The 13897-nt window shown below is 57.4% G+C and carries 13 protein-coding genes; 4 read left to right on the top strand and 9 right to left on the bottom strand.

The window, feature by feature from the left end; genetic code table 11:
- Positions 1-9: 9 nt before the first annotated feature.
- The 3 genes from C7T91_RS32955 to C7T91_RS27140 form a co-directional block, all read right to left on the bottom strand.
- The gene (locus C7T91_RS32955) at positions 10-150 is read right to left on the bottom strand and encodes a hypothetical protein (RefSeq protein ID WP_161556130.1); all 141 of its coding nucleotides are present in this window, start codon (positions 148-150) and stop codon (positions 10-12) included.
- Entirely contained in the window at positions 104-1261 is a 1158-nt protein-coding gene (locus C7T91_RS27135) for a DUF1501 domain-containing protein (RefSeq protein ID WP_236638530.1), read from the bottom strand. The genes C7T91_RS32955 and C7T91_RS27135 overlap by 47 nt, the downstream gene beginning before the upstream one ends.
- Before the next feature lie 571 nt (positions 1262-1832).
- Positions 1833-4343 (bottom strand): right-handed parallel beta-helix repeat-containing protein, encoded by a 2511-nt coding sequence (locus C7T91_RS27140; RefSeq protein ID WP_145963037.1) that lies wholly within the window; start codon positions 4341-4343, stop codon positions 1833-1835.
- Between the two features lie 575 nt (positions 4344-4918).
- On the opposite strand from C7T91_RS27140, the gene C7T91_RS31915 reads away from it, so the two are divergent.
- The gene (locus C7T91_RS31915) at positions 4919-5632 is read left to right on the top strand and encodes a hypothetical protein (RefSeq protein WP_145963039.1); all 714 of its coding nucleotides are present in this window, start codon (positions 4919-4921) and stop codon (positions 5630-5632) included.
- A gap of 12 nt (positions 5633-5644) precedes the next feature.
- Here C7T91_RS31915 and C7T91_RS31920 read toward each other — a convergent pair whose 3' ends face one another.
- From C7T91_RS31920 to C7T91_RS27165, 6 genes are all read right to left on the bottom strand, one after another.
- Positions 5645-6310, bottom strand: coding sequence for an acyltransferase family protein (locus C7T91_RS31920; RefSeq protein WP_145963040.1), 666 nt, complete (start codon positions 6308-6310; stop codon positions 5645-5647).
- Positions 6304-6825 carry an acyltransferase family protein gene (locus C7T91_RS27145; RefSeq protein ID WP_145963041.1) on the bottom strand — a complete coding sequence of 174 codons (522 nt, stop codon included), beginning with the start codon at positions 6823-6825 and terminating at the stop codon, positions 6304-6306. The genes C7T91_RS31920 and C7T91_RS27145 overlap by 7 nt, the downstream gene beginning before the upstream one ends.
- Positions 6826-6945: 120 nt before the next feature.
- Positions 6946-7524, bottom strand: a complete 579-nt coding sequence (locus C7T91_RS27150) for an acyltransferase (protein WP_108262964.1) — start codon at positions 7522-7524, stop codon at positions 6946-6948.
- A complete protein-coding gene (locus tag C7T91_RS27155) occupies positions 7524-8861 on the bottom strand; it encodes a flippase (protein ID WP_145963042.1) in 1338 nt (445 codons plus the stop codon). The genes C7T91_RS27150 and C7T91_RS27155 overlap by 1 nt, the downstream gene beginning before the upstream one ends.
- Positions 8862-8921: 60 nt before the next feature.
- The gene (locus C7T91_RS27160) at positions 8922-10076 is read right to left on the bottom strand and encodes an O-antigen ligase family protein (protein WP_108262968.1); all 1155 of its coding nucleotides are present in this window, start codon (positions 10074-10076) and stop codon (positions 8922-8924) included.
- Positions 10077-10082: 6 nt separating this feature from the next.
- Positions 10083-11069: a glycosyltransferase family 2 protein gene (locus tag C7T91_RS27165; RefSeq protein ID WP_108262971.1), complete on the bottom strand. Its 987-nt coding sequence runs from the start codon at positions 11067-11069 to the stop codon at positions 10083-10085.
- A 32-nt stretch (positions 11070-11101) separates the two neighbouring features.
- Between C7T91_RS27165 and C7T91_RS27170 the strand changes: the two genes are divergently transcribed.
- From C7T91_RS27170 to C7T91_RS27180, 3 genes are read left to right on the top strand one after another with little or no spacing between them, the layout of a single operon-like run.
- Positions 11102-12067: a TRAP transporter substrate-binding protein gene (locus tag C7T91_RS27170; RefSeq protein WP_108262973.1), complete on the top strand. Its 966-nt coding sequence runs from the start codon at positions 11102-11104 to the stop codon at positions 12065-12067.
- 1 nt (position 12068) lies between these two features.
- Entirely contained in the window at positions 12069-12572 is a 504-nt protein-coding gene (locus C7T91_RS27175) for a TRAP transporter small permease (RefSeq protein ID WP_108262975.1), read from the top strand.
- Positions 12569-13876 carry a TRAP transporter large permease gene (locus tag C7T91_RS27180; RefSeq protein WP_108262978.1) on the top strand — a complete coding sequence of 436 codons (1308 nt, stop codon included), beginning with the start codon at positions 12569-12571 and terminating at the stop codon, positions 13874-13876. Before C7T91_RS27175 ends, C7T91_RS27180 begins: the two co-directional genes overlap by 4 nt.
- Positions 13877-13897 lie beyond the last annotated feature (21 nt).

Consider the following 13897-nt stretch of genomic DNA (forward strand, 5'->3'; position numbering starts at 1 on the left):
CTTCGGGCCTTATCTCAGCGAGCCGTGGATCGCGTTCAGCGCGGTCTGGTTCAGTTCCAGCCCGGCCTCCTGCGTCACTTCGCGGCTCAGCTCGGCCAGCACGTCATCGGCGATGGCCAGCGCGGTTTCGCGGTTCACCTGGGCCAGCACGCCGCGGACCTGGTTGCTGTTCATGTCCGGCGGGGTCACGCGGTCGACGCGGAGCAGCCAGGCGCCCTCGGGACCCGACACGACGGCGGCGTCGCCGCCCTTCATGTCGTAGACCGCTTCGAGCAGCGGGCGCGGCAGGTCGTAGGCCGGGGCCTGGCGGGTCAGCGCGTTGCGGCTCTGCGGGCCCCGGCCAGTCGCCATAGACCCGGCCGCCCCGCACCGCGCCCCCGGCCATCAGCATCGCGCCGCCGGTGCCGTGATCGGTGCCCTTGGTGCCGTTCTCCCGCGCCGTGCGGCCGAATTCGGTCATCGCCACCACCGCCGTGCGGTCCCAGACCGGGCCGAGGCTCGCCTGCAGGTGCAGGATCGTCTCGCAGAGCTGCATCAGCGGGCGCTTCAACGCCAACGCCTGGCTGCCATGGGTGTCCCATCCGGTGATCGAGAAGGCCGCCAGCCGGGTCTCGCCCAGGAGCTGCCGCGCCAGGTAGTCCGCCACCTGGACATGCTGCGGCTGCGAGCGGTCGGCGGCCTCGGCCTCTTCCTCGGCCAGCTCGAACATCCGCGCCGCCTGGTCGCGGAACAGCGGATCGTCGTGGAACACCATCTCGGCCAGCCGCCTGGCCTGCGGGCTGAGAGCAGCGGCGGGCTGCGGATACCAGCTGCTGGCCGGCGCCGCGCCGCGCAGGATCAGGTCAGACTCGCGCCCCACGGCGAAGGCGGTGCGCGCCGTCGCGCCGGGGATCGTCGCTGCCAGCCGGTTCAGCCAGCCCGAGTCCCGGCTCCCGGCCCCTTCGATCGCTGGCAGCCCGGCCTCGAGGATGTCCTGCCCCTCGAAATGGCTGCGCTTGTCGCGGTAGGGCGTCGAGACCGCATGGGCGAAGCCGAGCTGCCCGGCCTGCCAGAGCGGCATCAGATCGGCCAGCCCGGGATGCAGCGCGAAAAACCCGTCGAGCGGCAGCGGCGCAGCCCCCCCGGCAAGGCCCGGGCGCAGCGCGGCATACTCCGGATCGCCGACCGGCCGCAGCACGTCGAGCCCGTCCATCGCGCCGCGAAGCACGATCACCACCAGCCGGTTCTCCGAGGGCGCCGAGGCCAGCGTGACCGGCGTCACCAGCGGGCTCGCCGCCAGGCAGCAGCCGGTGAAGCCGCGCAGGAGCGTGCGGCGGCCGTCTCTGGAACCCGGGCGAGATCAGCACAAGCGCGATCCCCTCGCCCCGCGTCTCTGCCGCACCGGCGGCAAAGCGCAGCCGCTCGCCCGCCAGCGGCCCGAGCGCCGCGTTCTGCGCTGTTGCCGCTGGTGCGATCCGGCCCTCCCGCCCGGGCCTTGAGGCGGGCGGCCATCTGGCAGGGGCAACTCCGGCCCGGAGGCCGGCCGGAGCAAGCCGGGGAGAAGGTGATGACAGGCATGGATGGGCTTCCAGTCCCGATGGCCATGCCCTGTCGTCCCGGGACGCTCCTGTCAGGTCCCCAAACCGACCTGCGGATAGGCATGGCCGCTCCTGGCAGATCCTGGCCCGTGATACCGGTGATCAATGCACGCTTCATACTGAGCTACCTTTTGAACCTGCTAGCAAACTGCCGACTTTGGGAGAGTTCAGCGAAATTCCTCCCCCCTTCAACTACTATATGTCTTCCCGAACAGGCTTGCTTCCTTAGGACGCACAATGCATCAGGCGGAACAGTCAGGACAGGCGGACGACCTCCATCCGGACAACGGTTCCTACCAAAAACTGCCCCTGCGGCTCGAGACGCAACCGGCGATCCTGGCCGACGGAAAGCCCGAGCGCCGGGGTGTCCGGGTCAGCTGGAAACAGCTCCAGCCTTCGACAGGAACCGCCACCGGGACGAATGCAGGCACGCCATTCAAGGTAGGCCGTGCTCTCCCCCGTTTCGATCCGTGCCGTGACCGAGAATAGGCCCTCGCCCACCCCGGGCAATATCATCCCGTCCAGAGAGCCCACATCCAACGTCACGACGAAATTTAGGCGGCTACCGGTCCTCAGCATTCGCCCCAACAGTATATGTCCCGCAGCATGCAGATTGCCGCCTCCCGGAAAACTCCCCTGGGTCCCCGAATGTAGCGACAGCCATTCATCTGGCGCCGGTCCGTCGATGCGGTTCGCATCATAGGACTGCTCGCAGTCCCCAAGCGGTGCATCGTTGTACACGAGAGCGGGCTGCCGCCGCTTGAGCACGATGCGGTTGTCGGCAAACTGGAAGACAGGGGCCGACCAGACCAGAGCCGGAGCCACATCGCACTCGATGAAGTTTCCACTAACCAGCGACGCCGCCCTGCAGCCCTGCAGCCATAAGGCTGCGCCATGGCAGTAGAAAGCCATGCTCCCAGCGCGCGGCAGCAGAGAATTTCCCAAGATACGCACCCGACCGTTCTGGGCGGCAATGCCACAGCTGCGGTAGTAGATCGTCACGCCGGAAATCACGGGACCTTCGGTTTCCCCGCTCTCAACGATGGAGCTTTCCGGCACAAAAATGCCGCACGGCGCATCAATGCTGCCACCGGAGATGGAGCCTTCCACGAGCTCACCAGTGCAGACGATTCCGAACAGATCGCCATTGATCGGATGTAGTGCCCGGATGTCGTTTGCTGTCAGGCGATACTGCCGGTTGATCCAAGCGATCTCGATTCCACGAGTGGCGGTGCCCCCCTGCAGCAGGATCGTGTTACGGGAGACAATGTTGCCCTCTCCCCCATGCATGGAAATCCCGCAATACTCCGCCTCCACATGATTCCCTTCAATGGTCCAGCCAAACAACGCATCTTCTTGGAACACTTCCATGCCCCATGACGCACCAAGCAGGATGTTGTCCTGAATCCGGGCCGCATTGGAACGCGTCCCAGAAATGGCGCGCATCCGCCACGCCTTGAGATTGACCCTTGCGCCCCCCATCTTCTGGCGCAGGTCGATCACGTTTTGCGTCGCCACTGCCTGATGGCTGTCGGTGATGTTGAGGCCGGAGAGGCAGCGCTCCACCCGATTGTTCCGCCATGTCGGGCGTTCACAACCGGAAAACAGGGTAGCGGACGCATCAATACCACGGAAGCAGCAGGACTCGATCAAAGGATCGCTTGCAGAGCGCACGACAAGCGGGCTGAAATTTCCGGGCGAAGTATCCAGGTCGATCTCGGCTCCCCGTCCTGAGAGCCGCAGCAGAGACAGGGCCGACAGGTCGATTTCCGTGTCTGGACCGCGGGCCATCTTCTCCCAGTTACGGATCTCGAACCGCACCCGCACTTGCGCCGCTCCGGAAACAAAACTGTGCCAGCCGGAGGTGTCTTGTGGCACGTAGCGGCGCAGGAAACCTCCCGCCGCGTCATATAGTAGGAATTCCAGCCGGGAGAGGCCTCCGTAACGGCGGACCGAGCCGACGGCGTCCTGATGGAAGACATAGCGGCCGCCGGGATCGACAGGAAGCGGCCCCGACACGATGCCCCGTGTGGCCCGCCCCCGCAAATCCCCCGCTCCGAGCAGCAGCCGCGTGCCGGTCAGTTCGACTGAAAAATCCCTAGGGGCCTCATCACGGCCATCGTCGAAACTCGCCGAGCGGAACGCCTCGGCAATCTCCGCTCCCGAAATGCCGACTGCATACTCGTCACCCGTCATCTCGCCTTCGAAGGTGACACCGCGAACATCCACAGCTCCCGGTCCGCAGACGAAGCCCGCTCCTTCCGAGAAACGGACCACAGCTCCTTGATCCGAAAACATCCGTAGGGAAGTCGCCGAAATCTTCCGGGATACCAAGTAGGGACCTGGGCCTAGCTTTATTGGTCGACCGGCCGTTAAGGCGGCCTCGAAAATGGCGCCATCATCGGTTAAGCCATCCGACGCGGGTCCGAAAGCATCAATCGACACCACGCCATCCTGCGGTTCCACAGCCAGACGCAAGCCTCCGGCCGTAACGACATCCACCCCAGCGGCATCAACCGCTAGAAGCCGGTAGCCCGCGCCTTCGGCCAAGGCGTACAACCTGCTACCGGGTTCCAAGCCGAGATCATATCCCAGGGAGCGGTCAGCCAACAGTGAAGCCAGATCGCTGAAAACCCACCCTTCTTCGCTGCCTACCTGCAGACCGACAGCTGCCGTCATCCCCGTCGGAAGCGAAGAAGGCAGCGTGGCCAGTCCGGCCAAAACCTTGCGCCGAGTCGCTGTCATGTTCCAGCCACCGCGCCGCATCCAGTGGGGCCTGGGTAGCGGTTGCCAATGGCGAGCACTTCGTTTCCTAGCTTGGACACAACCACTCTTCGTCGCTTCACATCACTGCCACCTTGCAGAATTCAGGAAAAATTGCCTAATCACGAAGCTAGCAGGCTGCAGGAAAAACGCTAGGAATCTCGGTACAAAGCCGCATCCCAAAGAACACCCCGACCCATGGTCGGCACCTTTCCGCCCCCCCAAACATAGGCCACCGCCATGACGCAACCTCTGCCTCCCAAGATTGGCCCCGCTCTGTCGCGCCGCTTCTTCGTCCGCGGGATCGCCAGCGTAGCATCCATTTTAAGCGCCAAGGCGCTCCATGCAGGCCAATCTCCCGACGGTTTCCCCGGACAAGCGCGAGCACCGGTCGTTCTCCATGGCGACAGCATGGCTGCCCAGCTTTTTCCCAAAAAAAAAAAAAAAAGCAATAACCGTATCATTGCTTCAACCGCCNCAAGCAGGAAAAAAGCAATAACCGTATCATTGCTTCAACCGCCGTTGGCGGTACGAACTCCCTGAGCATCGCCATACGCCAGGGAGGACGACCATTTCCCATGACCCTGACCGGCCCAGTACCGTCTGACGGCTCCGAAGTCGATGTCACCGATTTCGGCATGCAAGATGCATATAACAATCAAAGACCACAAACTGCCCGGGGAACCGTCGCGGGAGTTCCGATGATATTGACCCGGCATGCAAAGCCGGAGTCCGCGGCCCAAACGAAGAAATGGACCCTGCGCCTAGCGACACCCGGCCCAGCGGTTGAAGTTCCGGACCGAACCCCATTTATCTTCGACGAAGCCCTCTTGTACAAGTCCTATGTCAACATGATATGGGCCGGCCGGAATGACGGACGTCACTCGTTTGAGCGCATGCATGCCACAAGAGACAATATTTTAATGATGGCCGATTATGCGACAAACGAAGGAAGCCCATTTCTCGTAATATCGATCTGCAATGGAGCGGGAGAAACCAAAGAAACAGAAGAGTACGCCAGAATCTCCGAAGTCAACCACATGTTGGCAGACGTCTTCGGCCCAAATTTTGTCGATCTCCGCAGCTATATGGTTCGCGACGGGATCAAAGATGCAAAATTCTACGGACGATTTTCCGAACAAGTTCTCCCGCCAACGCTCCAAGACGTTATCGACATGGAAGGAGATACCATTCCACAGTCTCTGAGACGGGACAAGGTTCACTTCAGCCAAGCAGGCGTCCACACTGCGGCGGACTACCTTCTGAGGCAACTTCGAGGCCGCGGCCTATAGAGCATAGAAACTCTATCCGAACCTCTCCCTGAAACGGATATTGAACAAACCAGACGATACTTTCGGAGACACTCGTCCTCCATTGAACAGGAACCTAAGAACTCGGCTCCGCCGCACAATCTCAAAGGTCAATACTACAGCAAAAAACACAATGAGGTTCAGTGCCAGAATTTCCATCCAAGCTGGCCATTCAAGGAATGTGAACGCGTACCCCGCCACCAGAAGAAACGGCAAGTGGAAAAGATACATGACCAATGATCCTGATACAAAATAAGAAACGAACGCATTGTATCCACTAGAGCACCTGTAAACAATGCCATAAAATGTAATGGACACGAAGAAGCCGGATAGCATTGCCAAAATTCGATCTACTACCTTAAAATAAGATCCGCAGGCTTCCTGAGTCACACAATATTCTACTTCGTAAATATGAAGCGCTACAAAAGCCACCATGACAGCACCGCCTAGCACCATCATGATCGTATCCGGCCTGAATACCGCATCAAAAACTCCATTGACCCGATACGATACAAATCCAATCAAAAAGAAAGGCAGATAGTATGAGAAAACATATAGCTGATCTCCGATAAAATTCTTTCCTATAACACGGGTCACGACAGATGGAACAAATCCCCAAATGATTAAGAAGATAGTTGCACAAGCAAATGACATCACCATGGATCGCCTACATATAACTCGGAGACGAAATCCATTGTCCATTCCAGAACCCGAGATACCGGCTTAAAAAATACAGAAACGAACACACAGAAAAGAAACAACGTGTTCAGAAACCAAACATGGAAATCAGCATCCCTCGGGAAGATGTCCAGCGTCTTCTCCAAAGCTTCACTCCGACTTCCAAAGTTACTCAAGAAAATGACGTACTGACAAAAAAAACCGATAGTCAGCGTCGTGCAAACCGCCGGAATCAAAACACGAAAAGTCCGATCTTTTAGCCACGTCCACTGATTTCTACGCGCCAGAATCATTCCCGCAAAAAAACCAGAAAGCATAAAAAACCCATACATCCTGAAAGAATGGGACATATTTGAAAACACGCTAGCCATAAATGACGGCTGCCCAGAATCCAGAAGCCACCCACCGCCGAGTTGGTACATACAGAAAATGTGGTAAGGTATTCCTATGATCAGCATGATTGCCCGTGCGTAATCTAAAGCATAATTTCTTTCCACGACCGAAAACTCCACTCTTTACTTAGTTTAGCACAGGACAAGAGACGCGCACTAACGCGTTGCACACCCAATTGGAATACGTAACACAAACAACACCAGAAAATTTTTCATGACGAAAACTCAAATTTTACGTATAAAACGCGCAGGATTTCCCGCCCAAATTTCGTTGGGAGGAACCGACTTTGTAACAACACTACCCGCACCAACGACGCTATTTCTTCCGACACTCACCCCTTTCAAAATAATGCTATGCGCACCAATAAATGCACCATCTTCAATAGAAATCTTTCTTGTGATGCCGTGAAAAATACCCGCTACTTCATTTCTCCGCTGAACCGGGTCAATGTTATGAAAATCCGTATCGTAAATCTTTACTCCACCGCCAATATTTACATTCTCGCCGATGTAAATCTCTGAGTCGGAAACAAGCGTACAATTCGACAAGCCAGAATTTTTGCCAACGAAAATTTTTCCGCCTCTTAGCGTGAAGCAAGTACGCACATCGCCGCCGATCGGGTTGTAAGCCTGGCCCGAATTTATACGTACCCCGCTTTCAATTACGACTGATCCTCGCCCCCTGACTTGCAATCTCCCACGTATCAAGTTCGGGTCATCACACCGAACTTTCTTGTATGAGAAAACAACCTTATTCCAAAGATTGTCGATTTTCTTGGATAGCTTGCCGAAGGACTTTATCATTATTGCGCTCGAACCTTTTTGAAAAGAAAAGACTTTGCGTTGTCAAACAAAATCCCGCCCCCTCTCCAAGGGAAAATCAATGCGGCAAAAATCATCACAAACATTTCACGAGTTTTCCGCGTGAGCAGCAGAGATACAAATGCCACAAATGCATATGAGATCACCGTAGCAATTGCAGCCCCGATAATTCCCAGAAGAGGAATCAAGGCAAAGTTCAAGACAACATTCAAGATAACACCGCAAAAATCCGCACACAGGCCGAACATGGTTTGTCGTTCGATCAGTATCCAGCGACTAAGTGCATAGTGCAGGAACATGAAAGGCGTTGACATCATATAGACGAATACGACGCCGACTGACTCTTGGTATTCGTTCCCAAAAATCGGAACAAGAAGAATTTCTGCAAATCCCCACATCGCAATCATGATCGCCAATCCAGAAAAAGACAAAATATACAGAAGGGCTTGAAGCTTATTTTTGTACTCTCCCTCGCTACGGCCTTTTGCAGCCATGATTGAGGGAAATGTCGCCACGACAAGTGCCGAAGGAAAAACATATGTCATTTCCGCCAAACGTGCGGAAATTGCGTATTTACCGACAACCTCAGGACTTGATAGTTGTCTCAATATCATCATATCAATACGCAAATACACGATCCAAAGCAGCGCACTAAGGAATACGCGCCAGCTTTCAGACAGAAGAACACGCGCGCGCAACCAACTTATTGTCCACACGCGAATTTTCGGCCCCCCTTTGCTTCCGTAAAAAAAGAACATTCCTGAGGAAACTAAAAGCAATCCCAAGAGATGAATGATCGAGACAAGGATTACTCCCCCACCGGAAAGAAGGACAAAAATCTTTAATATTCCACCAATTATAGAGCCGATGATCCTAGCCTTAGAAGCAGACCTAGCCTCATGCATGGTCTTTAGCCAGTTCTCCGGAATGGCGTTGAAAACATTTGAAAATACAAAGAGTGCAGCAATACAAAATAGTGTTTGCTCCAGGTCGCTATGGCTAGGCATTGCAAATCCATAGCCCAAAGTCAAAAGGGCCCCGATGGCATATCCAAAAAATCGGAGCATGCAGGCAGTTCCGAGAATGACAGGCTGATTTTCTTTTTCTTCAATCAGCTCCCTACTCAAAAGTCCATCCAAGCCCATTTGTCCGACCATCGCAAATAGGGAAGCAATGGCAAAAACATAGCTGAACGAACCAAAGTCTGTCGCACCCAAGTATCTTGCAATAAATATAAAAACAACGAAATTGACTCCGTTGTTGATAAGGCTGCTCGACATCATCCATACGGAATTGGAAATAATTCTGTTAGAACTCACTTCACAAACCCCCGTAAGGCATTGTTAGGCATCTTCTTCTTACGTCCGCCCCAGATCACGTCAACGTAGCTCCATTTTCACAGCTCTCTGATGTAGAGTCGTATTGTAAATCAGAACCAACAAGGCGATCAAAGTTACCTTATCAAAGGCCAAAAAGCTTCCATTTTGCATCAGCAAAACAAACAGAACAAACTTCAACAAAAACCCCTTAGCCGACCAGAACATGAATCCCAGCATACACACACCCACAAAACCGTAGTTAATTACCACATTAAATATCGAATTGTGAGTGAACGATTTGTTCGGAACATTCACGCCAGGAAGAAACCCCATATCCGAAAATATCCGCAACGGTATACCAAAAGGGTTTACTGAAAGAATATCCGGAAGAGACATTAGAGGAATGAAAATTCTGGAACTGGCAGAGACATCTTCACCGCGGGCAATCGCTCCGATGCGATCAAGAATTTCACTATTGATCGAAAAAATTGCTAGGACCGAAACTCCCGAAGCCAAGAGCACCAAAAAAACGATCACCCAGTGCTTGTCAGATTGGACAAGCCTTAGGCAAAGCAAGACCGAAATAGCAAGGACGCCTAGCATAGAGAGCGACATATAAGTTACGGCAACAAGCACCAAAAACAGGACTTGAGCTTTCCTTGATGTAGACCAAAGTGGAGAAATTGCCGCGGCGAGCGTAACGCAAAATGCAGCAAGATAAGATGGTTCTCCGAAAGTACCTGACGGACGAAGACGCGAATAAATCAAGTCCAGTTCATCCGGCAATGTTCCAGAATTGATCACGAACAAATCTTGCGGCAGACCGAAGTAAATCCCTCGACTCAAGAACACCCCCTGTGCAGCAACAAGGAACAGCAATCCGATCGCAATGACTGCGATTATGCGAAAATAACTCTTTCCATTCTCAAGATCCAAAGACATACTTGAACCCAAGGCGGAAACGACAAGCAATAAACATATCGCTTCCCTGCCAGCTTTCAATATGTCCCCTGTACCCGCCCCGGGATACAGGGCTGTCGAGGCAACCATCCCATAGGCCAAGAATACGCAAAGCAATGTCCGCGTATTAAGTAGTTCTCGCATTTTTTCGGGGGACGCAAAGCACAACGCCATCGTAAAGGTCTGTATCGCCAAGTAGTACGACAGACCAATCTGCATGAAAGGCGCGAGGCAAAGGGCGATCAAGACAGTCATCTTAGATCATTTCAGGGGAGGTTGACTTTGAACACGCTTCTGTCGGATCGCTGTGATTAAAGGGCGTACTGGCTTCAGAAGTTTCCTCTTTGCGCGATAGTAGATGAGCACAAATTTAGATAGCCAAGGCTTTCCAAAGTGCTCAATCCGTGCTTCATGATACGCTTCGAAGGTTTTTTCTGCATTTGATACGCTCACTCCACCAGGTTCCATGATGGAAATAAGGTCCGGGACAAATTTTATTTCAGACCAAACTGGACGAAGCCGGAGGGACCATTCAAAATCCATACCGAGACGGCGTCTCTCATCGTAGAAACCGACAGCGTCAAACAGATCACGACGTATCAGCATCGCTTGATGAGGTAAATGATTACGCATGTATTGCCGCCAAAACGGAACCGCTTTTCCATGGCGACGACCCGACATTTCTATTCTGCCCAAAATTGCTGGGGCACCCCGATGCTGCGTCGCAATCCTATTCAGGATTTCGGCCGCGCCAAGGGCAAGGCAATCTCCAGCGTTTAGGAAGAGAACATATTCTCCAGACGCGAGTCGAGCGCCCTTGTTAAAGGCATCCGCAATGCCGCGATCTTTTTCGCTTATCCATCTACTAACATTGCGTTCAACATTTTGAATTTCTTCAACGGTGCCATCAGTGGAGGCACCGTCGACAACAACCCATTCAGCATCCGGAACCTGCTCGCGGATCACGCTCGCGGCCGTTTTCTTGAAAGAAGAGCGGCCGTTCCACACAATTGTCACGATGGACAGGAAGGGCGGGGGGGACGACATCTCAGACATCCCGCCGAACCACGACCCCGACCGCAAGCCCCCCCAGGCCGCCGGAGAGCGGCGGGGCGCGCCCGGACCGGCGGCGCGCAGCGGCAGGCGATCAGGCCAACTCATAGCGGCCATGGTATGCATTGCATCAAGGAAACAATTAGTCCCTGCGGCAATATCGAGGCATGTAGGGCCCCGCATTCGGCCCGCCATGACGCTGGGCCTGGTTTCGGGAGGACCACATCATGCGCACTGCAATCCTTGCCGCCGCTATCGGGCTGGCCGCCAGCGCCGCCGCCGCGGAAGACTTCAAGTTCGCCAGCTTCTTCGCGCCGACCCACCCCTATGTGACGGGCGCCTTCGAGCCCTTCGCCAAGATGGTCGGGGAGAAGTCCGGCGGCGATCTGACCGTCACGATCTACAATGGCGGCGAGCTGGGCCCGGGCCCGGCCGAACAGTATACCCGCGTGCTCGACGGCGTCGCCGAGCTGGGCGTGTCGCTGGCGGGCTACACCGCCTCGACCTTTCCGCTGACGCTCGTCGCGGAACTGCCCGGCGTGATCAATGCCGAGACCGGAACCCGGGACATCTGGAACAACATCGAGCTGTTCCAGCCGGAATACCGCCGCGCGATCCTCGTATCGCTGTGGTCCTCGGCGCCGAACGTGCTCTACACCCGCGACAAGGCGGTCCGCTCGCCCGACGACATCAAGGGCATGAAGATCCGCGTGCCGTCGCGCAACACCGGCCTCTTGGTCGAAGCCTGGGGCGCGACGCCGGTGTCGATGCCGGTTTCCGAGATCTACAACTCGCTGCAGACCGGCGTGATCGACGGCGCGATGATCGACACCACCGCGACCCGCGCCTTCCGGCTGGGCGAGGTGGCGAACTATCTCACGGTGGGCATGGACACGACCAACTCGCCCTTCTTCATCCTCGCCAACCGACAGGCCTTCAACGGTCTCTCCGAGTCGGACCAGGCTGCGCTGCTCGAGGCCGGGAAGGAAGCTTCCATTCTCGCCAACGAGACCCAGCTGAAGGTCGCGGCCGACGGCGTCACCGCCTTCGCGGAGCTCGAGGGCCATGAGCTGATCGAGCTGACCGCGGAAGAGGCCGCCGCCTTCAACGCGGCCGCGGCCGAGGTCACCGCGCAGGTCGTGGCCGAGACGGGCGGCTCCGCCCAGGCCATCGTCGACGCGCTGAAGCACTGAGATGGTGCGCAAGGCTGCCAATGTCCTGTCGGTCGTCACCGGCAGGGCCACGGCGGTCCTGGCCGTGATCGGCGGGATCGCCCTGATGTCCCTGGTCCTGCTGATCGTCGCCGGCGTCGTCATGCGCTACGCCTTCGGCCAGCCCATCCTGGGATCGAACGAGATCATCCAGCTTGCCGCCGTGGCGCTGGTGATGTCCGCCCTGCCCTACTGCACCTCGCTGAACGGCCATGTCGGCGTCGATGTCTTCGACCGCTTCCTCGGCTATTTCGGCCGCCGGGCGGGCGACGTGCTGGCGCGCTGCCTGTCGGGCTGGGTGCTGGCGGTGCTGTGCCACCGCGCGGTGCTCAAGGCGCTGGACGCCGCCGAGTTCGGCGACGCCACCAACATGCTGGGCCTGCCGCTATGGCCCTTCTACGCGATCCTCGCCGCGGGCACCGGGCTGGTCGTCGTGATCTTCGTGATCCAGTGCCTCGACGTGATCCTGAACGGGGTTGAGCAATGACCGACGTGACTGCTGGCCTCTTCGGCATCCTCGCCCTGTTCCTGCTGATGATCCTGCGCACGCCGGTGGCCTTCGCCATGCTGCTCGTGGGGTTCTTCGGCTACTGGGCGCTTTCGGGCTATCGCTCCGCCTCCGCCATGCTCCTGACCGAGAGCTATTCGGCGGTCTCCTCCTATTCGCTGATCGTCGTGCCGATGTTCGTCCTGCTGGGCAACATCGCCTCTGCGGCCGGCTATTCGCGCGGGCTCTTCGACGCGGCCAATGCCTGGGTCGGGCGGATGCGGGGCGGGCTGGCCTCGGCCTCGGTGCTGGGCTGCGCCGCCTTCTCGGCGGTCTCGGGCTCTTCGGTCGCCACCGCGGTGACGCTGGGCAAGGTCGCCCTGCCGGAGATGAAGCGCCTCGGCTATGCCGACAGCCTCGCCACCGGCTCGGTCGCGGCGGGCGGCACGCTCGGTTTCCTGATCCCGCCCTCGACCGGCTTCGTGCTCTACGCGATCCTGACCGAGGAATCGATCGGGCGGCTGTTCATGGCGGGCATCCTGCCGGGGATCCTGCTGGCCGCGCTTTTCATGGGCGTCATCTGGCTGGTCGCCACGCTGAACCCGGCGGCCGGGCCGCAAGGGCCGGTCTTCACCTGGGCCGAGCGCATCCGCGTCTCCTCCGAGGCCTGGCCGCTCTTCGGCGTGATCCTCGTGTCGATCGGCGGCATCTATCTCGGCGTTTTCACGCCGGTCGAGGCCTCGGGCATCGGCGCGGGCCTGGTGATCCTGATGGCGCTGATCCAGCGGCGGCTGGGCTGGGCGGGCTTCAAGGCCGCCGTGCTCGACACGCTGAAGACCTCCGCCATGCTCTACATGGTGGTGATCGGCGCCAATGTGCTGAACCCGTTCCTGGCGATCACCCATATCCCGGCGACGCTGGGCGAGGAACTGCAGACGCTGGGCCTCGGACCCTACGGCACGCTCGTGGTGATCCTGCTGGCCTATGTGGTGCTGGGCATGTTCATGGACGGTCTCAGCATGCTGGTCATCACCATCCCGATCGTCTTCCCGGTGATCACCGGCTTCGGCTTCGATCCGATCTGGTTCGGCGTGGTGGCGGTGATCGTGATCGAGATGGGGATGATCACCCCGCCGGTGGGCATGAACGTCTTCGTCGTGCGCGGCGTGGCGGGGCGCGACGTGGCGCTGTCGACGGTGTTCCGCGGCGTGACGCCCTTCCTGATCGCGATGCTCCTCGGGCTGCTGCTGATCATCGCCTTCCCGCCGATCGCCACCTTCATCCCGGACACGATGTTCGGCTGACGGCACCCCGGCAGGTGCGGA

It is taken from the genome of Mangrovicoccus ximenensis, assembly GCF_003056725.1.
Classification (GTDB): Bacteria; Pseudomonadota; Alphaproteobacteria; order Rhodobacterales; family Rhodobacteraceae; genus Mangrovicoccus; species Mangrovicoccus ximenensis.

What these genes read in the sequence shown, in the direction of transcription:
- C7T91_RS27140 (WP_145963037.1), bottom strand. Translation starts at nt 4,343, where the DNA reads ATGCGGCGCGGTGGCTGGAACATGACAGCGACTCGGCGCAAGGTTTTG.
- C7T91_RS31915 (WP_145963039.1), top strand. Translation starts at nt 4,919, where the DNA reads ATGACCCTGACCGGCCCAGTACCGTCTGACGGCTCCGAAGTCGATGTC.
- C7T91_RS31920 (WP_145963040.1), bottom strand. Translation starts at nt 6,310, where the DNA reads ATGGTGATGTCATTTGCTTGTGCAACTATCTTCTTAATCATTTGGGGA.
- C7T91_RS27150 (WP_108262964.1), bottom strand. Translation starts at nt 7,524, where the DNA reads ATGATAAAGTCCTTCGGCAAGCTATCCAAGAAAATCGACAATCTTTGG.
- C7T91_RS27160 (WP_108262968.1), bottom strand. Translation starts at nt 10,076, where the DNA reads ATGACTGTCTTGATCGCCCTTTGCCTCGCGCCTTTCATGCAGATTGGT.
- C7T91_RS27165 (WP_108262971.1), bottom strand. Translation starts at nt 11,069, where the DNA reads ATGGCGGGCCGAATGCGGGGCCCTACATGCCTCGATATTGCCGCAGGG.
- C7T91_RS27170 (WP_108262973.1), top strand. Translation starts at nt 11,102, where the DNA reads ATGCGCACTGCAATCCTTGCCGCCGCTATCGGGCTGGCCGCCAGCGCC.
- C7T91_RS27175 (WP_108262975.1), top strand. Translation starts at nt 12,069, where the DNA reads ATGGTGCGCAAGGCTGCCAATGTCCTGTCGGTCGTCACCGGCAGGGCC.
- C7T91_RS27180 (WP_108262978.1), top strand. Translation starts at nt 12,569, where the DNA reads ATGACCGACGTGACTGCTGGCCTCTTCGGCATCCTCGCCCTGTTCCTG.